Here is a 20,296-nt window from a genome sequence, read left to right on the forward strand (position 1 = left end):
TGTTACTTGTCCTTACCCGGGGTGGCACCAGACTTCATCTCGTCCACCAGCGGCTTGAAGCGCTTGAGTTCGCTCAGCTTGTAGCCGGTGTAGTTGCCCATCAACAGCACGGTCGCCATCAGCACCAGCTGCAGGCCGAGGAAGTTGAAGGTGAGGTGACGGATGAGCTCGTTGTCCATGGCGAGGTAGGCGATGACGGCCACCAGCAGGGAGCCGCCGCCCTGGCGGAACACCTCTTTCGGGCCCTCTTCCTCCCACAGGATGGACATGCGCTCTATGGTCCAGGAGAGGATGATCATCGGGAAGAAGGTGATCTTCATGCCGTCGGTCAGCCCCAGCTTGAAGGCGAAGGCCGAGAAGATGCCGATCATCGAGATCACCATGATGATGATCGCCGATATCCGCGCCACCAGGAGCAGGTTGAGCCGCGAGAGGTAGGAGCGGATCACCAGACCCGTGCCGACGATCAGCAGGAAGCCGATGAGACCTGTGACTAGGGAGGTCTGGATGAAGGCGACCGCGATCAGCACCGGCATGAAGGTGCCCGAGGTCTTGATCCCCACGATGACCCGCAGGAACACCACCATCAACACGCCGATGGGGATCAGCAGCAGCCCCTTGAACAGGGCCTGCTCTTCCAGGGGCAGGCTGTGGATGGAGAAGTTCATCATCTCCGATTTTTCAAACTTCTGGGCCAGGGCCACGTTCACCGGCTGCTCCTGCTCGATCATCGAGAAGGTGACGCGGGAGTTGTGGCCGCCGGTAACGTCCAAGAGGGCACCGGAGTTGTACTCCCACAGCAGCAGGTTGGCCGGTTGACCCTGTTCACCGCTTTGCGGGTTGAACAGCTTGTAGTCGGTTGGGCTGTTGAACACCTGAAGGTAGTCCACCAGCTCCTGACGGCGGCGGCCATCTTCCAGGCTCAGGGCATGGACGACGCGGGCCGGGACGTCGGCGTTGTTCAGCAGCTCGGCGATCAGGTTGGCACGGCTCTTGTGGGATTTCAGCAGCTCGGCGTTCTGCTCCTGCTTCTCGATCTCCTTGATGATCTCGCGGGTCAGGGTGTAGCCGTCGGCGGAACGCTCCTGGGCGCGCTCCAGGATTTGCTTCATGGCGGTGGCGTAAGGCTCGCTCTCGATCTGCTTCTCGATGGCGGGCGGCTGCGGATTTGCGGCCGGCTTGGCGTGGGCATCCGCCATCATGTCGACGCGGTAGTAGAGCTCCTGGCGGCCGGAGGCACTGCGGATGGACCACTCGGCGCGGGCATCCCCGTCCTTTTCCACGAACGACAGGCCATAACCCGGGCTCGCGGCGTTCTCGTTCATCAGGGTGAAGCCGGGCTGGGTGCCCGGAATGGCCAGGGAGGCGATGACGGGCTCGCCGGTCGCCTCGAACTCGAGCTTGGCCTCGATGGACCAGATCTGACGTTTTTCACCGGGCGTGAGGGGCACGTCCAGGGCGACATGGTGATAAAACGTCATTCCCAGGCCGACGATGAACAACAGGGCGACCAGCAGATAGAACGGCTTACGGGAAACCATGGATTATTTCACATCCTTGAGCTTGGGTTTGGGTTGGATATATTCGCGGGCCACGTCGACCACGGCGATGTCTTTGAGGAACTCACGGCCCAGCAGCACGGGGAAGGTCATGTCGCTGCGGTCTTTCAGGGTAAACTCGGCCTTCTCGGTCATGTCGCCGATGCGCACGGTGAGGCGCACCACGGGACGGCGGTCGAGGTCGTCGGCGGAGGCCTGGCGCACCCGCACGTGGCGCACCAGGGGCGCCTCGATCTGGATCTTGTCGTCCATCTCCTGGTGGCTCAGGAAGAAGCGCACCCAGTTCTTGCCGTTGCGCTCGAAGATGGTGATCTCCTGGGCGCTGATGGAGGAGGTGGTGGCACCGGTATCGACCCGCGCCTGGAAGGCGTCGTTGGCGGCGTCAACCCAGATCCACTCGGCTTCACCCACCAGCAGCTTGCCGTCTACCGTGTGACCCTGGCTCGGGGCTGGGCACTTCTCGGTGGGGATGGGCATGGCCTTGGGCGGCTCTGGCGGCAGTTGATCGAGCTTGCTGTCGACTTTGTTCACGGACTCTTTCATGTTGGTGACATCGGTGTTGAGCTGAACCAGCAGGTGCTGTTGCTGCACGTACTGCTTCTGTTGCTGTTCCATGGATGTTTGCAGGCGTTGCTCGCTCAGGGCAATCTCGTTGCGCAGCTCGGCCAGCGTCAGGGTCGGGACCGGGGGGGCTTTTTCCATACTGACACACCCGCCGAGACTGAGCAGGGAGAGCAGGGTCATTCCTTTTAATTTGCTTTTCATGTCATTCATTTAACTGTGCTTCCTGGAATTGGGTCAGTGTAACTTCCACAGCCGCCATCGGCTAGTCTTTGGCCTTTCTGGCGATCAGTACGGCACGCTTGGGTGCCGGGTATCCTTCGACCGTGAGTGCGGGATTGTCTGGGTCCAGATAATCACTCAGGGATTCGTTAATCATCCAGTCGGTACGACGCTGTTCGTCGATGCTGGTCATATTCTCGTCGACGATGCGCACCTCGGTGAAGCCGCAGCGCTCGACCCAGCGCTTGAGGGCGGCGCTCGAGGGGAGGAACCAGACGTTGCGCATCTTGCCGTAGCGATCCGCGGGCACCAGCACCTCGTTCTCGTCGCCGTCCACCACCAGCGTCTCCAGCACCAGCTCGCCATCGTCTTTCAGCTGGTTGCGCAGCTGTTCGATGTGCTCGATGGGGGACTTGCGGTGATAGAGCACCCCCATGGAGAAGACGGTGTCAAACGCCCGCAGTGCCGGCAGCTCCTGGATGCCGAGGGGCAGCAGGTGGGCGCGCTGGTCGTTGCCGGCGAAGTGGCGAATGGCCTCGAACTGGCAGAGGAAGAGCGGGCTGGGGTCTATGCCGACAGCCAGTTTCGCCCCTTCCCCCACCATGCGCCAGAGGTGATAGCCGCTGCCGCAGCCCACGTCCAGCACATAGCGCCCCTCGAGGGGGCTGATGTGGGGCAGCACCCGATCCCACTTCCAGTCGGAGCGCCACTCGGTGTCGATGTGGATACCGTGCACATGGAAGGGGCCCTTGCGCCAGGGCATGAGCTGGCGCAGCAGGCTCTCGGTCTTCTTGCGCTCCCCCTCGCCCAGGCTCTCGGCCCCGCCGATGGCGACCCGCTCTTTGAGTTCGATCTGTCCGGGGGGCATGATCGGCAACTTGGCAAGGGCGCGGCTCCAGCGCGGCAGATCCCCGTGCTGGTTGTCGTGCTGCCAGGCGTGCAGCTGGGCTGGCAGGGTGTGCAGCCAGTGGCTCAGCCGGTTCTTGGCGATCAGTTGATAGAAGTTGGCGAAGTCGATCATGGCTGGGTCGGGTCGCTGGCTTTGATGGCGATCATGGAGCCGAAGTTGAAGCACTGGAACCAGAGATCCTGATGGGTGAAACCGGCGTCCCGCAGGCGCGCCTGATGGACCGCCAGGGTGTCGGTGCGCATCACGTTCTCAAGGGCGGTGCGCTTCTGGCTGATCTCCAGCTCGCTGTAGCCGTTGGCCCGCTTGAAGTCGAGGTGCAGGTCGATGAGCAACTCGTTGACCTGCTCGTCATCGAAGCGGAACTTCTCGCTCAGGATGAGGATGCCGCCGGGGCGCAGGCCGTCAAAGATGCGCTGGATCAGGGCGGCCCGCTTCTCGGGCGCGACGAACTGCAGGGTAAAGTTGAGCACCACCACGGAGGCGTTCTCGATGGCGATGTCGCAGATGTCCGCCTCGATGAGCTCCACCGGTACCTCGGACTTGAAGCCGGAGAGGTGGGCGCGGGCCCGCTCTATCATGGGGTGGGAGAGATCCACCGCCGTGATGCGGCAGCCGGGCTGATTGACGTGACGGCGCATGGCCTGGGTCGCGGCGCCCAGGGAGCAGCCGAGGTCATAGAGGCGGCTCTGGGGCTGGGCGTAGCGGGCGGCCATCATGCCGATGGCGGAGATGATGTTGCTGTAACCGGGCACCGAGCGCTGGATCATGTCGGGGAAGACGTCGACGACCTGCTCGTCAAAGCAGAAGTCTCCCAGACGGGCGATGGGGGCGGCAAAAATCTGATCGTGCATGCTGACGCAACCTGGCAGCCGGTGGGGTCCACGGCTGCTTTGTTCAATTGAATCTTGGGTAGACGGGCATCGAAATGGCGTCGTCACCGGTTGACGAACGGGGTGGCTTGCTCCGGGATCCTTCGGGCTTGCCCTGCTCGCAACGGGCCATGGTCCGGGCCCTGCCTTGGTGCCGGGCACTGGTGGGCAGCGCATTGCCTGCACCCAGGGCCGGGACCTTACTTGGGGCGCTAGTGTAGAGGAAAGGTCGGCGTTTGTCTTGACGCCAAGCCCCGTGGGGCCACAAAAAAACGGCTTTTTTTAGCGTCGGGGAAGGGGCGGGGAGAGCGCCGCTCAAAAGGGCAGCACACCCTGGTGCGCGCGATCGTTTTCTCCTGGCCAGGGGGCCATCTCCTGGCCGAGCAGGCGGCTGATCTGCCGTGCGAGTTCGGGGGCCCGGGCGTTGTCGGCGGTGTGGACAAAGAGGTAGAGATCCTTGCCCTCCCGGAGCCATTGTTGCCAATGGGGCAACCAGGACGGCAAAAAGGGGTGATTGTCCTCGGGTTGAGGCAGACCTATCAGGCGCACTACAGGGTTGTTTGCCGTGGCCAGCAGGTGGACCGGCAACCTGGGTTTCTTGCCCTGGGCGTCCACCAGGGCGGCCGAGGTGGCGGGCACCGAGAAGAGCGGGCGGCTGTCGAGCATGATGCGGTTCACCCCCTTCTCCATCAGCATCCGGTTGAGGGCGCGCTCCGCCTCCCCCTTGGCGAAGAAATCGGGGTGGCGCACCTCGAGGGCATAGCTGAAGTCTTTCGGCAGCCGCTCGAGGAAGGCGGTCAGGCGGGCAAGCCCGTCGGGCCCGAAACGGGCGGGCAGCTGCAGCTTGAGTAGCCCGAGCTTGGGGTGCAGTGGTTCGAGCAGGCGGATAAAGGCCACCACCTGTTTGTCCGCGCTCACCAGATCGCTCTGGTGGCTGATTTCTTTCGGAAACTTGAAGCTGAAGCGAAAGTGGTCAGGCACCGCATCGGCCCAGCGCCGCACCGTCTCGGTGGTCGGCGAGGCGTAGAAGGTGGTGTTGCCCTCCACTGTGTTGAACACCCGGGCGTAGTGGGCGAGGTGCTCGACGGGCCTGGCGCCCATCCCCAGCAGTTGACCGGGCCAGGCCGGATGCGACCACTGGGGCAGGCCCAAATAGAGGCTCATGATGGTTCCTGTCGGCAGCTTGGCGCACGTTTATCCCCCCTTTTTGCGCCAGAACAACAAAAAACAGGGTAAAGGGGGCTGCGGGCCATTTTACCCAAATGGAGGTTTTCCTCTATAATGCCAACCCTTTTGTTTGCCAGATTGTCGTGATGCGCGCGACCGTGCCCCTCGGGTGACGGTGATCGCGGCCCGGCAGTGGCCAGACAACGACGCTTGCCGATGGCTTCTCGCCCACTCGTCATCCCTGCCGGGAGCGGGGGACCAGCCTGCCTTGGCGGCCAGATTCCGGCTCAGGGAAGCCGGATGACACGAGACTGATTTCAAACCGGGCAAGAAGCAGGATCTGGCCAGCTGTGATACGGACGGTGCTTGCCAGTCGTGCCCGGCGACTCAAGATGAACCGTCTCTCTACCATTTCGAAGGAAGAAGTCCATGCGCTCTATCTATTGCGGACAGGTCAATGAGGCCCATGCCGGGCAGACCATTACATTGTGCGGTTGGGTCCATCGTCGTCGCGATCTCGGCGGCCTCATCTTTATCGACATGCGCGACCGCGAGGGCATCGTGCAGGTGTTCTTCGATCCGGACAAGCCGGACGCCTTCGCCCTGGCCTCCGAGCTGCGCGGCGAGTTCTGCATCCAGGTGACCGGCGTGGTGCGCACCCGTCCCGAGTCCCAGCGCAACAGCGACATGGCCACAGGTGCCATCGAGGTGTTCGCTCACGAGCTCACCATCATCAACCGTGCCGAGCCGCTGCCGCTGGACTTCAACCAGGTCAACAGCGAAGAGGTGAGCCTCAAGTACCGCTACCTGGACCTGCGCCGTCCCGAGATGGCCAAATACCTGAAGACCCGCGCCAAGGCCAGTGCCTTCGTGCGCCGCTTCATGGACGAGCACGGCTTCCTCGACATCGAGACCCCCATGCTGACCAAGGCGACCCCGGAAGGGGCCCGCGACTACCTGGTGCCGAGCCGCGTGCACAAGGGCAAGTTCTACGCCCTGCCGCAGTCCCCCCAGCTGTTCAAGCAGCTGCTGATGATGTCCGGCTTCGACCGCTACTACCAGATCGTCAAGTGCTTCCGCGATGAAGACTTGCGTGCCGACCGCCAGCCGGAATTCACCCAGATCGACGTGGAGACCTCCTTCATGACCGCGCCCCAGGTGCGTGAGATCATGGAAGAGATGATCCGCAAGCTCTGGCTGCACATCCTGAACGTGGATCTGGGCGACTTCCCCATCATGACCTTCGACGAGGCCATGCGCCGCTTCGGCTCCGACAAGCCGGACCTGCGCCTGCCCATGGAGCTGGTGGACGTGGCAGACCTCTTGACCGAGGTGGAGTTCGCCGTGTTCGCGGGCCCCGCCAAGGATCCGAAAGGCCGCGTCGCAGCCCTGAAAGTCCCGGGCGGCGCGGAGCTGTCCCGCAAGCAGATCGACGAGTACACCAAGTTCGTCGGCATCTACGGTGCCAAGGGCCTGGCCTGGATGAAGGTCAACGACGCGGCCAGCGGCCTCGAGGGCGTGCAGTCCCCGGTGGCCAAGTTCCTCTCCGACGCCATCGTGCGCGAGATCCTGGCCCGCACCGGCGCGGCCGACGGCGACATCCTCTTCTTCGGCGCCGACTCCAAGAAAGTGGTGTGCGACGCCATGGGCGCCCTGCGCCTCAAGGTGGGCCGCGATCTGGGTCTGGTGGAAAACGTCTGGAAGCCGCTCTGGGTCATCGACTTCCCCATGTTCGAGGAAGACGGCGAAGGCGGTCTGGCGGCCATGCACCACCCCTTCACCGCGCCGAGCAACCTGGGCCCGAGCGAGCTCAAGGCCAACCCCCTGGGTGCCTACGCGAACGCCTACGACATGGTGATCAACGGCTACGAAGTGGGTGGCGGTTCAGTGCGTATCCACAACAGCGAGATGCAGGCCACCGTGTTCGACATCCTGGGGATCACCCCGGACGAGCAGCGCCTGAAGTTCGGCTTCCTGCTGGATGCCCTCAAATACGGCACCCCGCCTCACGCCGGCCTGGCGTTCGGTCTGGATCGCCTCAGCATGCTGCTGACCGGCACCGACAACATTCGGGATGTCATCGCCTTCCCGAAAACCACCGCGGCCGCCTGTCTGATGACGGACGCCCCGAGCTTTGCCAACCCGGCCCAACTGGGCGAGCTGGCGATTGCGACCACCGTCAAGGGTGACGAATAAGCCTTCACAGGCACCGAAGGCCGCAGCGATGCGGCCTTTCCCGTTTTCCCTCGCGCAGTCGCAACCTGTGTTACTGAAATTTCAAACTATAACGGAGAGTCCCTATGGCAGGTCACAGTAAATGGGCCAACATCAAACACCGCAAGGCGGCGCAAGACGCCAAGCGCGGCAAGATCTTCACCAAGCTGATCCGCGAAATCACCACCTCCGCGCGTCTGGGTGATGCGGATCCTGCCAACAACCCGCGCCTGCGTGCGGCGGTGGCGGCGGCCCTGACCAGCAACATGACCCGCGACACCATCAACCGTGCCATCCAGCGTGGCGCCGGCGGTGGTGACGGCGAACAGCTCGAGACCATCGTCTACGAAGGGTACGGCCCGGCCGGTTCCGCCGTCATGGTGGAGTGCCTGACCGACAACCGCAACCGCACCGTGGCCGAAGTGCGTCACGCCTTCAGCAAGTGCGGCGGCAACCTGGGGACCGATGGCTCCGTGGCCTACCTGTTCACCAAGAAGGGCGTACTGACCTTCGTGGGCGCCGATGAAGACGCCCTGATGGATGCCGCCCTGGAGGCGGGTGCCGACGACGTGGTGACCGAAGAGGATGGCACCATAGAGGTGTACACCACCCCGAACGACTTCGGCACCGTGCTGGACGGTCTGGAAGCCGCCGGCTTCAAACCCGAGAGCGCCGAAGTGACCATGATCGCCTCCACCGAGGCTGAGCTGGATGCCGAGACCGCCCCCAAGCTGATGCGCCTCATCGACATGCTGGAAGATCTGGACGACGTGCAGGAGGTGTACCACAACGGCTCCATCTCCGACGAAGTGGCGGCAACCCTGTAAACCCGCCCTGGAGGGCCGCAATGGCGGCATCCTCCTTCGGCGAGGCGGCAACGCCCCTGAGCGCCGGCCTCGCAACCTGCACCAACAACGGCAGCCACCGGCTGCCGTTTTTTTATCCGCCAGACTCTGCCAACGCCCGCTTTGCTTCGCGCCCCCCCTTAATGTCCGCTTAAGTTTGCCCCTCTAGGATCAGCTTGCATCCTGGCCGCTCCGGTCATCACTCCGCTCGGGAAGAGGGAGGGGATGCGCACAACGGAGCCTCCTTGCAAGGCTTCAGGAATCACTGGTTTGTCGGAGTCTCTCTATGCGTCCCACTCTGGGAGTGATCAAGGTCAATCTGTTGCTGGTGCTGCTGTTTGCACTGGTGTTCAACTGGCCCATCTTTCTGCACTTTTACCGGATCCTCAGCGCCCTCGAGCATGTGAAGGCGGGCTTCGCGCTCTCCATTCCCTTCGTGCTGATCGCCGCGCTCAACGCCGTCTTCCTGCCGTTCACCTTCAAGTATCTGCTCAAGCCCTTCTTCACCCTGCTGATCCTGACCGGCTCCCTGGCCAGCTACGCCATGCTCAAATACGGGATCATCTTCGATGTGGGCATGGTGCAGAACGTGGTCGAGACCAACAGCGGGGAGGCGGGCTCCTACCTCAACGGCTCCGTGGTGCTCTGGTTCCTGCTCACCGGCGTGCTGCCGGTGCTCTGCCTGCTCTGGATCCGGGTGGAGTACCCGAGCCGCTGGTACAAGGGGTTGGGCATGCGCCTCGGGGGCATCAGCCTCTCCCTGCTGTTCCTGCTCGGGGTCGCCGCCCTCTACTATCAGGATTACGCCTCGGTCGGGCGCAACAACCACAACATCGTCAAAGAGATAGTGCCCTCCAACTATGTGCGCGGCGTCTATCGCTATGCCAGGGACATCCTCTTCGCGACCCCCATTCCCTATGAGCAGATTGGTACCGACGCCAGGATCACGGCCAGGGGCGGCAAGCCGACCCTGATGTTCCTGGTGGTGGGGGAGACGGCCCGCAGCCAGAACTACTCCCTCAACGGTTACGGCAAGGCCACCAACAGCTTCACCGCGAGGGAATCGGGCATGGTCTCGTTTCGCAACGTGCGCTCCTGCGGCACCGCCACCGCGGTTTCGGTGCCCTGCATGTTCTCCAACCTGACGCGGCGCGGCTATGACGAGACCCTGGCCAAGTCCAGGGACGGCCTGCTGGACGTGTTGCAACACGCCGGCGTCTCCGTGCTCTGGAAGGAGAACGACGGCGGCTGCAAGGGGGTGTGCAAGCATGTGCCCACCATAGAGATCGAGCCCAAGGCCTTCCCGCAATATTGCGAGGGGGATGCCTGCCATGACGAGGTCCTGCTGCAGGGGCTGGATGAGCAGATCGCCGGGATGCGGGGCGGGCAGGGCGGCAAGCTGGTGGCCTTCCACCTGATGGGCAGCCACGGTCCGACCTACTATCGACGCTACCCGGCCGCCGACCGCGCCTTCCTGCCGGACTGTCCGCGCAGCGACATCGAGAACTGCAGCAACGAGGAGCTGGTGAACACCTATGACAACACCATACGCTACACCGACAAGGTGCTGGCCCAGCTGATCGACAAGCTCAAGACCCTGGAAGACCAATACGATGTGGGCCTGGTCTATCTGTCGGATCACGGTGAATCCCTCGGGGCCATGGGGCTCTACCTGCACGGCACTCCCTACAAGTTTGCGCCGGACGATCAGACCCGGGTGCCGCTCCTGACCTGGTTCTCCCCCCAGTTGCAGGCGGATCGCCAGCTGAACCTGGACTGCCTGCAGCAGGAGGCGAGCAGCAAGCGCTTCTCCCACGACAACCTGTTCCATTCAATTCTGGGGATCATGGATGTGCAGACCCGGGTGTATGACGGCAAGCTGGATCTGTTCAAGCCATGTAGAGCGGGGTGAGTCGGATGGATGAAACACGACAACCAGTTGCCCCGCACCATGCTCGGCATCATGGACGTGCAGACCCAGGTGTATGACGGCAAGCTGGATCTGTTCAAGCCATGTAGAGCGGGGTGAGTCGGATGGATGGAACACGACAACCAGTTGCCCCGCACCATGCTCGGCATCCTGAATGTGCAGACCGAGGCCTGTAACGGCAAGCTGGATCTGTTCAAGCCGTGCCGGGCGGGGTGAGCCACGGCGTCCGATTACGCCGCTACGCGGCTAATCGAACCTACGCTCGAAGCATCCATCAATAAAAAACGGCAGCCACTGGCTGCCGTTTTGGTTTGCAAGGTGAAGCCTTACTTCTGCTCCATGATGATCTGCAGCAGATCCCCTTCCAGCAGGGAGCGCTTGACCAGGGCGAAGCCGCCGATGGTGGGCTGATTCTGGAAGCGCGCCTTTACGATGGGCAGGCCGCGGTGGAAGCTTGGCAGGGACTGGTGCTCGACACAGCGGCGGATGGCCGGGATCAGGATCTCCTCGGCGGCGGTGATTTCGCCGGCGATCAGCACCTTCTGCGGGTTGAACAGGTTGACCGTGATGGCGATGGCGCGGCCCAGGTGTTCCCCCACGTTCTCGATCACGCTGCGGGCCAGCTCGTCCCCGGCCAGGGCCGCCTTGCACACCTCCTGGATGGTGATGTGCTTCTCCTGCAGCGAGCTCAGGTGACCGCGGCTGATGAGCTCCTTCACCTTGTCGACGATGGCCTCGTTGGAGGCGATGGTCTCCAGGCAGCCGAAGTTGCCGCAGTGGCAGCGCTTGCCGAGGGGCTCGACCTGGATGTGGCCGATCTCGCCGACGTTGCGGTTCTGGCCGAGGAACACCTTGCCCTTGGTGATGATGCCCGATCCCGTCCCCTGATGGACGCTCACCAGGATGGAGTCCATGCAGTCGCGGGACTCGCCGAAGAAGTGCTCTGCCAGCGCCAGGGAGCGGGTGTCGTTGCCCACGTAGCAGGGGAGGTTGAAGTGGTGCTCCAGGAGCTTGGCCAACCCCAGATTGCGGATCTGGTAGGTGGGGGTGTAGATGACCATGCCGGATTCCGGGTTGACCAGGCCCGGCATGGTGAGCGCGATGCTGATGAGGTTGCGGCTGCGGTCGTTGTTGGCGTCGATGAAGGCGCCGATCTCCCGCAGCAGCATGTCGATCACGGGTTGCTGCTCTATCTCGGTCACCTGGGTGACGTGCTGATCGAGCTCCTTGCCGTCGAGATCGTACAAGGAGAGCTGCAGATAGCCGCGACCGAGCTTGGCGGAGACAAAATGAAAGCGATGCTTGATGGTGGTCAGGGAGATGGCGCGCCGTCCGCCGGTCGATGCCTGGGGTGACGTCTCCCTGATGAGGCCATGCTCGATCAGTTGCCGGGTGATCTTGGTCACGCTGGCCGGGGCCAGCTGACTCAACTCGGCAATTTTGACCCGCGAGATGGGCCCCTGCAGGTCGATGAGCCGATAGACGACCGCACTGTTCACCTGCTTGATAAGATCTACGTTTGCTATTTGTCCGCCAGTCATAGTGTCACTGTGTTGTGTAGTGTCCGTTAACCACGGTCCCGCAGACCGTGAAGGCCTGATCAAAGACGGTGAGGTTGGCAATTTTTCCGACCTGGATACTACCGAGACGTGAGTCCCATCCAATGGCGCGCGCGGGGTAAAGGGTGGCCATTCTCAGTGCTTCGTCGAGCGGCAATCCGACCTGTTTGACCAGATTTTCCACCCCTTCGATCATGGTGAGGGCGGAGCCGCCGAGTGTACCATTCTCGTCGACGCACTGACCATCGCGGAAATAGACGGTTGCGCCACAAAAATCAAACTGCTCAAAGCCTTCCGGTGCCCCGGCCGCGGCGGTGGCATCGGTGACCAGCACCAGCCGCTCCCCCAGCATCCTGTGCGCCAGGCGCACGTTGGCCCAATGCACGTGGTGGCCGTCGACGATGATGCCGGCATAGACATCCTTGCGATCATAGATGGCCCCGACCACGCCGGGCTCGCGACCGTTCAGGGTCGGGGTCATGGCGTTGTAGAGGTGGGTCGCAAAGCGCATGCCGTTGTCAAAGCCGGCCATGGCCTGGTCGTAGTTGGCGGCGGTGTGGCCGGCGGAGACCAGGATGCCGGCCTCCACCAGGCGGCGGATGTGCTCGGGCTTGTTGCGCTCCGGCGCCAGGGTGATCTTGGCGATGGCGTCCGCGTTGTCGCAGAAGAAGTCGATCATCTCGTCGGCGGGCTGGCGGATCTGCTCGGCCGGGTGAATGCCCTTGCGCTTGAGGTTGGTGTAGGGCCCTTCCAGGTGGACACCCAGCACCTCGTTGGGGTGGGCGGCCATGTAGTCGCGGGTGACGGCGACGGCCTGCTTCATGTCCGCATCCGGGCTGGTGATCAGGGTAGGCAGGAAGCTGGTGGTGCCGGATTTCAGGTTGGCCGCCTGCATGGTGGCCAGGGTCTGAGCGGTGATGTGACCGTTGAACATGACGCCGCCGCAGCCGTTGAGCTGGACGTCGATGAAGCCGGCGCTGAGGTTGGCGCCCTTGAGGTCGATCTGCTCGATGCCGGCGGGCAGCTCGGCCCGGCGTGAGATGGCGACGATCTGGTCGCCATCGATCACCACGCCATAACCGGTCAGCACGCAGCTGCCGGTGTAGATAGTGCAATTAGTCAGAGCGTACATGGCGGCTCCTCAGAGGTGCTTGATGTTGTCGGCTTCCAGCTGCTGGAAGTAGCGCACCGTCTTGACCTTCAGCTCCATGGTGGAGGGCTCGTCACACACGACGATGCCTTTCGGATGCAGCTGCAGGGTGGAGATGGTCCACATGTGGTTGACGCTGCCTTCCACCGTGGCCTGCAGGGCCTGGGCCTTGGCATGACCGATCACCAGGATCAGGATCTCTTCGGCATCCATCAGGGTGCCCACGCCCACGGTCAGCGCCAGCTTGGGCACCTGCTCCATGTCGCCACCGAAGAAGCGGGAGTTCGCGATCCGGGTGTCCTCGGTCAGGGTCTTGACCCGGGTGCGGGAAGCCAGGGATGAGGCCGGCTCGTTGAAGGCGATGTGGCCGTCGTTGCCGACCCCGCCCATGAACAGGTTGATCTTGCCGTAGGACTTGATCTTGTCCTCGTAGCGCTGGCACTCGGCTACCAGATCCGGCGCGTTGCCGTTGAGGATGTTGATGTTTTCCGGGCGAATGTCGACGTGGTTGAAGAAGTTGTTGTACATGAAGCTGTGGTAGCTCTCCGGGTGCTCCTTGGGCAGCCCCACGTACTCGTCCATGTTGAAGGTGACCACGTTCTGGAAGCTCACCTCGCCGGCCTTGTGCAGTTCAATCAGGCGCTTGTAGGTGTTGAGCGGCGTGCCACCGGTGGGCAGACCCAGCACGAAGGGGCGATCGCTGGTCGGTTTGAACGCATTGATGCGGTCGACGATGTAACGGGCGGACCAGAGACCCACCTGGCTGGCAGACTTCAACGGGATCAGGCGCATTCTATATACCTCTGTACGGGTTGCAGCTGTCTATTGACGGCAAGACTAAAAGACACATCCAAGTTGTTTTATAGCGTAAATAAAGATTGCGAACTAAGCCACATCTATCCGCTACCTTTATGTCTGATGAGTGATAATGATCACGAATGTGGGTTTATTAATTTGCGCAGCGAAATAAAAGCCCTAGACTGCCAATCAAGCCTTGATGGCTTATGCGTCGAACGTGATAAGCACTTAATTTCTAGAAAAACACCAACTAAGGAGAGGAACCGTGAACATTCTCGGTTATTTGCAAAAGATCGGCCGTGCCCTGATGGTGCCGGTGGCGGTATTGCCTGCCGCAGCGATTCTGATGGGGATTGGCTACTGGATTGACCCGAACGGTTGGGGTGGCGGAAGCCCTCTGGCTGCGTTTCTGATCAAGGCGGGCGCCGCCATCATCGACAGCATGCCCATTCTGTTCGCCGTGGGCGTCGCCTATGGCATGTCCAAGGATAAAGACGGCTCCGCCGCGCTGGCCGGTCTGGTCGGCTTCCTGGTGGTCACCACCCTGCTGAGCCCGGGCGCCGTGGCCCAGATCAAGGGCATCCCGGCCGACCAGGTACCGGCAGCCTTCGCCAAGATCAGCAACCAGTTCGTCGGCATCCTGTGCGGTGTCATCGCGGCCGAGCTGTACAACCGCTTCAGCAGCGTGGAGCTGCACAAGGCGCTGGCCTTCTTCTCCGGCCGTCGTCTGGTGCCGATCGTGACCTCCGTGGTGATGATCGTCGTCTCCTTCATCCTGATGGCGGTCTGGCCGGTCATCTACGGTGGCCTGGTCTCCTTCGGTGAATCCATCGTGAGCCTGGGCTCCACCGGTGCCGGCATCTACGCCTTCTTCAACCGCCTGCTGATCCCGGTCGGTCTGCACCACGCCCTGAACTCCGTGTTCTGGTTCGACGTGGCCGGCATCAACGACATCCCGAACTTCCTGGGTGGCCAATCCTCCATCGACGCCGGCAAGGCCGTCGTGGGCGTGACCGGCATGTACCAGGCCGGCTTCTTCCCCATCATGATGTTCGGTCTGCCGGGTGCCGCGCTGGCCATCTACCACAGCGCGAAGAAAGAGAACAAAGAGAAGGTTGCGTCCATCATGATCGCCGCCGCCTTTGCCGCCTTCTTCACCGGGGTGACCGAGCCGCTCGAGTTCTCCTTCATGTTCGTGGCACCGGTACTGTACGTCATCCACGCCCTGCTGACCGGCCTGTCCGTGTTCATCGCCTCCAGCATGCACTGGATCGCCGGCTTCGGCTTCAGCGCCGGTCTGGTGGACATGGTGCTCTCCAGCCGCAACCCGCTGGCCACCCAGTGGTACATGCTGCTGGTACAGGGTCTGGTGTTCTTCGGCCTCTACTACGTGGTCTTCCGCGCCGTGATCGCCAAGTTCAACCTGAAGACCCCGGGTCGTGAAGACGACGAAGCCGTGCCGGTACAGGCTCAAACTACCGACCGCACCGAGCTGGCCAAGCAGTATCTGGAAGTGCTGGGCGGCCAGGACAACCTGGTGACCATCGACGCCTGCATCACCCGTCTGCGTCTGACCCTGAAAGACCGCAGCATCGTCGACGAGCGCAAGCTCAAAGCCCTGGGCGCGGCCGGTGTGGTCAAGCTCGGTGAGCAGAACCTGCAGGTGATTCTGGGCCCATTGGCCGAGATCATCGCCGGTGAGATGAAAGCCCTGCGTTAATCGAGCGACTCGCTCACCTCAAGTCTAAGTCCATTGTTGACATAACTAAGGGCCCCGCCTCGGGGCCCCATATAAAAAAAGCCAAGAAAATCCAACCTTTACTTCAAACGAGAGCAGCAGTTATGAACTTGAAACATTCTCTGTTAGCCATTGCCATGTCTACCGTTTTCGCCGGCCCAGCACTGGCAGCCGATGCCGCCAAGCAAGCCGTGGTCGATGCCCTCGCCAGCAACCTCGTCGTCAAGTACGAAGTCGTCACCAATGACGGTGCCGGCGCCGGCCTCGACTGCCAGGCACTGGGCTCAGAGTGGGCGAGCTGCGGCGTTGCCAAGCTGCACCTGACCAATACCGGGGCCGACGTCACCTCCAAGGACTGGAGCATCTATGTCTCTTCCATCCGCCGCATCCAGCGGGTGGACAACGACCAGTTCACCATCACCCACCTGACCGGCGACCTCTATCGTTTGACGCCGACCGAGAAGTTCCAGGGCTTTGCCAAGGACGCCACGGTCGAGGTGCCCCTGGTGGTGGAATACTGGGTACTGTTCGAATCTGACATCATGCCGAACTGGTATGTCGCCAGCGAAGGGGCCGAGCCGAAAGTGCTGGCCAGCATGAGCAACATCGACGATGCCAGCACCTACGAGAAGCCGATGCCGGCCGACGGCTGGAAGCGCACCAAGGATGACAACAACATCCTGATGAACAGCGAGACCCGTTTCGCCGCGAACCAGACCAGCACCCTGCTGCCTGCCGGCAAGATTGACGACCGCATCCTGCCGAGCCCGATGAAGCAGGTGGTCAAGGCCGGCCCGCAAATCGACTTCTCCACCATCAAGCTCAATGCCCTTGACCTGCCGAGCGATCGCGTCGAGGCCCTGAAGGCGCAACTGACCAAGCTGGGTGTTACCCTCTCCGACACCGGCTACCCGGTCACCATCAAGCTCGGCAGCAAGCTCAAGCAGGCCGAAGGCTACGACATGACCATAGGCCAGAAGGGCACCGTCATTCAGGGGCACGACGTTGACGGCGCCTTCTGGGGCGCCCAGTCCCTGATCTCTCTGCTGGGGGTTGACGACAAGCTGGTGAGCCAGATGAGCGTCGAGGATGCGCCGCGCTTTGAATACCGGGGCATGCAGACCGACGTGGCCCGTCACTTCAGAAGCCCGGAGACCATGAAGAAGCTGGTGGACCAGATGTCCGCCATGAAGCTCAACGTGCTGCACCTGGGGCTGACCAACGATGAAGGCTGGCGTCTGGAGATCCCGGGCCTGCCGGAGCTGACCGACGTCGGCAGCCAGCGTTGCCACGACGAGTCCGAAACCAAGTGCCTGATGCCGCAGCTTGGCTCCGGCCCCACCAGCGACAACCAGGGCTCCGGTTTCTACAGCAAGGCGGACTACATCGACCTGGTACGCTATGCCAAGGCCCGCGGTGTGACCGTGATCCCCGAGATCAACATGCCGGCCCACGCCCGTGCCGCCGTGGTCTCCATGGAGGCGCGCTACAAGCGTCTGATGAGCGAGGGCAAAGAAGCCGAGGCCAACCAGTTCCGTCTGACTGACCCGGCCGATACCTCCAACGTCACCTCGGTGCAGTTCTACGACAAGATGTCCTTCATCAACCCCTGCCAGCCGGGTGCCGCCACCTTCGTTGCCAAGGTGATGGACGAAGTGGCCCAGATGCACCAGGCCGCCGGCCAGCCGCTGACCGCCTGGCACTACGGTGGTGACGAGGCGAAGAACATCATGCAGGGCGGTGGTTACCAGGATCCGGCCGTCACCAAGAAAGAAGATCTGGTGGCCTGGAAGGGCAACGTCGACTCCAGCAAGCAGGACAAGCCGTTCGGCAAGTCGCCGATGTGCCAGAAGATGATCGACGATGGCAAGATCAAGGACGTGGCCGAGCTGCCGGTCCATTTTGCCAAGGAAGTGAGCGAGATGGTCAAGGGCCACGGCTTCTCCACCCTGCAGGCGTGGGAAGATGGCCTGAAGTACGCCACAGATGCCAGCGTATTCGCCACCGACAAGACCCGGGTCAACTTCTGGGAAACCCTCTATTGGGGTGGTTTCAACGAGGCGATGAAGTGGGCGCACAAGGGCTATGAGGTGGTGCTCTCCAACCCGGATTACCTCTACTTCGACTTCCCGAACGAGGTACACCCGGCCGAGCGCGGCTACTACTGGGCAACCCGCTTCAACGACACCCGCAAGGTGTTCGCCTTCGCCCCGGAAAACCTGCCGCAGAACGCCGAGACCTCGGTTGACCGCGACGGCAACGCCTTCGTGGCCAAGGGTGACCAGGATCCGGTCAAGTTCAAGGGGATCTCCGGTCAGCAATGGAGTGAAACCGTGCGCACCGATGCCCAGTACGAGTACATGGTCTATCCGCGCATCTTCTCCGTGGCCGAGCGCGCCTGGCACAAGGGCGGCTTCGAGCTCGACTACGTGAAGGGTCGCGAGTTCTCCGGCACCACCAAGCACGTGAACAAGACCACCCTGAACAAGGAGTGGAACCAGTTTGCCAACGTGCTGGGTCAGCGCGTGCTGCCCAAACTCGACCAGGCCGGGGTGGAATACCGCCTCTCCGTACCGGGTGCCAAGGTGGTGAACGGTGTGCTTGAAGCGAACGTGGATCTGCCGGGTCTGCCCATCCAGTACAGCCTGGACGGCACCACCTGGACCGCCTATGACGCCGCCGCCAAGCCGAGCGTGGATGGCAAGGTCTACCTGCGCACCACCAGCTTCGATGGTAAGCGCACCAGCCGCGTCACCGAGCTGAACTGATAGCTAGCCTTCAATCCATAACGCAAGGTGGGTCGCAAGACCCGCCTTTCCCAAGGGCGATAGGCCATCGGGCTTGGGAAAGGTTGACTCTGCGTGTGAACCTTTGTTGTGTGTGTTTTGTCTGTTTTTCATCACTTGAGACCCCGCCCCGTGCGGGGCTTTTTTTGACCAGGATCTCTGCAATTTCTCCCGTTTCGCCGTTTTTGGTGCGCCAATGACCCGAATTGGCCAAATTCAGGTTGAGGCAGGGCGCGTAATGAGGGATCATACCCGGCTTGACGGCGGGGGTATGAGGGTGCCAGCCGGCACAACGTCCGCCAGTGACGCATTTTTGAGGTGAGCCATGAGTCAGGCGAACAGCCCAACTAACTTTATTCGTCAGATCATTGATGAAGATCTGGCCAGCGGTAAGCACAACCGCGTGCATACCCGTTTCCCGCCGGAGCCGAACGGTTATCTCCATATCGGCCACGCCAAATCCATCTGCCTGAACTTCGGCATCGCCCGCGACTACCAGGGCCAGTGCAACCTGCGCTTCGATGACACCAACCCGGCGAAGGAAGACATCGAGTTCGTGGAGTCCATCAAGCAGGACGTGCAGTGGCTCGGCTTCCAGTGGAGCGGCGAGATCTGCTACTCCTCCGACTATTTCCACAAGCTGCACGGCTATGCCATCGAGCTCATCGAGAAGGGGCTGGCCTATGTGGACGAGCTCTCCCCGGAGCAGATGCGCGAATACCGCGGCACCCTGACCGCGCCGGGCAAGAACAGCCCGTTCCGCGATCGCAGCGTGGAAGAGAACCTGGCCCTGTTCGCCAAGATGAAGAACGGCGAGATGGCCGAAGGCAGCGCCTGCCTGCGCGCCAAGATCGACATGGCATCCCCCTTCATCGTGATGCGCGATCCCGTCATTTATCGCATCAAGTTTGCCCACCACCACCAGACCGGTGACGAGTGGTGCATCTACCCGATGTATGACTTCACCCACTGCATCTCGGACGCCCTGGAGGGGATCACCCACTCCCTGTGCACCCTGGAGTTCCAGGACAACCGCCGCCTGTACGACTGGGTGCTGGACAACATCAGCATCGATTGCCACCCCCGTCAGTACGAGTTCTCCCGTCTGAACCTCGAATACACCGTCATGTCCAAGCGCAAGCTGAACCTGCTGGTGACCGAGGGGCACGTCAGCGGCTGGGATGACCCCCGCATGCTGACCGTCTCCGGTCTGCGCCGTCGTGGCTACACCCCGGCTTCCATCCGCGAGTTCTGCAAGCGCATCGGCGTGACCAAGCAGGACAACATCGTCGAGATGAGCATGCTGGAAGCCTGTATCCGCGACGATCTCAACGAGAACGCCCCGCGCGCCATGGCCGTGCTGCACCCGGTGAAGGTGGTGATCGAGAACCTGGCGGCCGACGAGGTGCTGACGGCGCCTGCGCACCCGAACAAGCCGGAGATGGGCAGCCGTGAGCTGCATTTCTCCCGCGAGATCTTCATCGACGAGGCGGACTTCAAAGAGGAAGCGAACAAGCAGTTCAAACGTCTGGTGCTGGGCAAGGAAGTGCGTCTGCGCAACGCCTACGTCATCAAGGCCGAACGGGTCGAGAAGGATGCGGACGGCAAGGTCACCTGCATCTACTGCTCTTACGATCCCGAGACCCTGGGCAAGGATCCGGCGGACGGCCGCAAGGTGAAAGGGGTGATCCATTGGGTCAGCGCCAGTCACTCCCTGCCGGCCGAAGTGCGTCTCTACGACCGTCTGTTCAAGGTGCCTAACCCGGGCGCCGAGGATGACTTCGAGGCGGCCCTGAACCCGGAATCCCTGGTGATCATCGAGGGGGCCCGAGTGGAGGCTTCCCTGAAGGACGCCAGGCCGGAGTTTGCCTACCAGTTCGAACGCGAAGGGTACTTCTGCGCCGACAACAAGCTCTCCAGCGCCGAGCACCTGGTGTTCAACCGCACCGTGGCCCTGCGGGACGTCTGGGGCAAGGCCGAGGCCTGAT

Annotated in this window: 14 protein-coding genes; 6 read left to right on the forward strand and 8 right to left on the reverse strand. The window is 62.2% G+C overall.

Translation table 11 applies throughout. From position 1 onward, the window contains the following. Window positions 1-2: 2 nt before the first annotated feature. From AB5Y72_RS00600 to AB5Y72_RS00620, 5 genes are all read right to left on the reverse strand, one after another. Entirely contained in the window at window positions 3-1,541 is a 1,539-nt protein-coding gene (locus AB5Y72_RS00600; RefSeq protein WP_219143907.1) for an inactive transglutaminase family protein, read from the reverse strand. 3 nt (window positions 1,542-1,544) lie between these two features. Then, complete coding sequence (locus AB5Y72_RS00605) at window positions 1,545-2,303, reverse strand: ATP-dependent zinc protease (RefSeq protein WP_197068412.1); 759 nt, start codon at window positions 2,301-2,303, stop codon at window positions 1,545-1,547. Between the two features lie 82 nt (window positions 2,304-2,385). Next, window positions 2,386-3,363: a tRNA 5-methoxyuridine(34)/uridine 5-oxyacetic acid(34) synthase CmoB gene (gene cmoB, locus AB5Y72_RS00610; RefSeq protein ID WP_325782486.1), complete on the reverse strand. Its 978-nt coding sequence runs from the start codon at window positions 3,361-3,363 to the stop codon at window positions 2,386-2,388. Beyond that, window positions 3,360-4,103: a carboxy-S-adenosyl-L-methionine synthase CmoA gene (gene cmoA, locus AB5Y72_RS00615; RefSeq protein WP_209793528.1), complete on the reverse strand. Its 744-nt coding sequence runs from the start codon at window positions 4,101-4,103 to the stop codon at window positions 3,360-3,362. Before cmoA ends, cmoB begins: the two co-directional genes overlap by 4 nt. A gap of 333 nt (window positions 4,104-4,436) precedes the next feature. Next, complete coding sequence (locus AB5Y72_RS00620; RefSeq protein WP_266139546.1) at window positions 4,437-5,285, reverse strand: DUF72 domain-containing protein; 849 nt, start codon at window positions 5,283-5,285, stop codon at window positions 4,437-4,439. 432 nt (window positions 5,286-5,717) lie between these two features. On the opposite strand from AB5Y72_RS00620, the gene aspS reads away from it, so the two are divergent. From aspS to AB5Y72_RS00635, 3 genes are all read left to right on the forward strand, one after another. Further along, on the forward strand, window positions 5,718-7,484 hold the full coding sequence (gene aspS / locus AB5Y72_RS00625; protein ID WP_318162907.1) for an aspartate--tRNA ligase: 1,767 nt from the start codon (window positions 5,718-5,720) through the stop codon (window positions 7,482-7,484). A 104-nt stretch (window positions 7,485-7,588) separates the two neighbouring features. Beyond that, on the forward strand, window positions 7,589-8,329 hold the full coding sequence (locus AB5Y72_RS00630; protein WP_042077319.1) for a YebC/PmpR family DNA-binding transcriptional regulator: 741 nt from the start codon (window positions 7,589-7,591) through the stop codon (window positions 8,327-8,329). 304 nt (window positions 8,330-8,633) lie between these two features. Continuing rightward, a complete protein-coding gene (locus tag AB5Y72_RS00635) occupies window positions 8,634-10,259 on the forward strand; it encodes a phosphoethanolamine--lipid A transferase (RefSeq protein WP_325782485.1) in 1,626 nt (541 codons plus the stop codon). 344 nt (window positions 10,260-10,603) lie between these two features. Here AB5Y72_RS00635 and AB5Y72_RS00640 read toward each other — a convergent pair whose 3' ends face one another. Genes AB5Y72_RS00640 through nagB form a run of 3 tightly spaced genes read right to left on the reverse strand, consistent with a single transcriptional unit; the run spans window position 10,604 to window position 13,778 of the window. Then, entirely contained in the window at window positions 10,604-11,818 is a 1,215-nt protein-coding gene (locus tag AB5Y72_RS00640; protein ID WP_042077322.1) for an ROK family protein, read from the reverse strand. Between the two features lie 4 nt (window positions 11,819-11,822). Then, on the reverse strand, window positions 11,823-12,968 hold the full coding sequence (gene nagA, locus AB5Y72_RS00645) for an N-acetylglucosamine-6-phosphate deacetylase (RefSeq protein WP_219143913.1): 1,146 nt from the start codon (window positions 12,966-12,968) through the stop codon (window positions 11,823-11,825). Window positions 12,969-12,977: 9 nt separating this feature from the next. Further along, window positions 12,978-13,778 carry a glucosamine-6-phosphate deaminase gene (gene nagB, locus AB5Y72_RS00650; RefSeq protein WP_209793533.1) on the reverse strand — a complete coding sequence of 267 codons (801 nt, stop codon included), beginning with the start codon at window positions 13,776-13,778 and terminating at the stop codon, window positions 12,978-12,980. Window positions 13,779-14,049: 271 nt separating this feature from the next. Here nagB and nagE point away from each other — a divergent pair, with 271 nt between their 5' ends. From nagE to glnS, 3 genes are all read left to right on the forward strand, one after another. Then, window positions 14,050-15,504: an N-acetylglucosamine-specific PTS transporter subunit IIBC gene (gene nagE, locus AB5Y72_RS00655; protein ID WP_325782484.1), complete on the forward strand. Its 1,455-nt coding sequence runs from the start codon at window positions 14,050-14,052 to the stop codon at window positions 15,502-15,504. Between the two features lie 122 nt (window positions 15,505-15,626). Continuing rightward, window positions 15,627-18,290: a beta-N-acetylhexosaminidase gene (locus AB5Y72_RS00660; protein ID WP_368198418.1), complete on the forward strand. Its 2,664-nt coding sequence runs from the start codon at window positions 15,627-15,629 to the stop codon at window positions 18,288-18,290. 343 nt (window positions 18,291-18,633) lie between these two features. Then, the gene (gene glnS / locus AB5Y72_RS00665; RefSeq protein ID WP_325782482.1) at window positions 18,634-20,295 is read left to right on the forward strand and encodes a glutamine--tRNA ligase; all 1,662 of its coding nucleotides are present in this window, start codon (window positions 18,634-18,636) and stop codon (window positions 20,293-20,295) included. The last annotated feature ends 1 nt before the right edge of the window (window position 20,296 follow it).

The organism is Aeromonas sp. R7-4 (genome assembly GCF_040908055.1).
GTDB classification, from domain to species: domain Bacteria; phylum Pseudomonadota; class Gammaproteobacteria; order Enterobacterales; family Aeromonadaceae; genus Aeromonas; species Aeromonas sanarellii.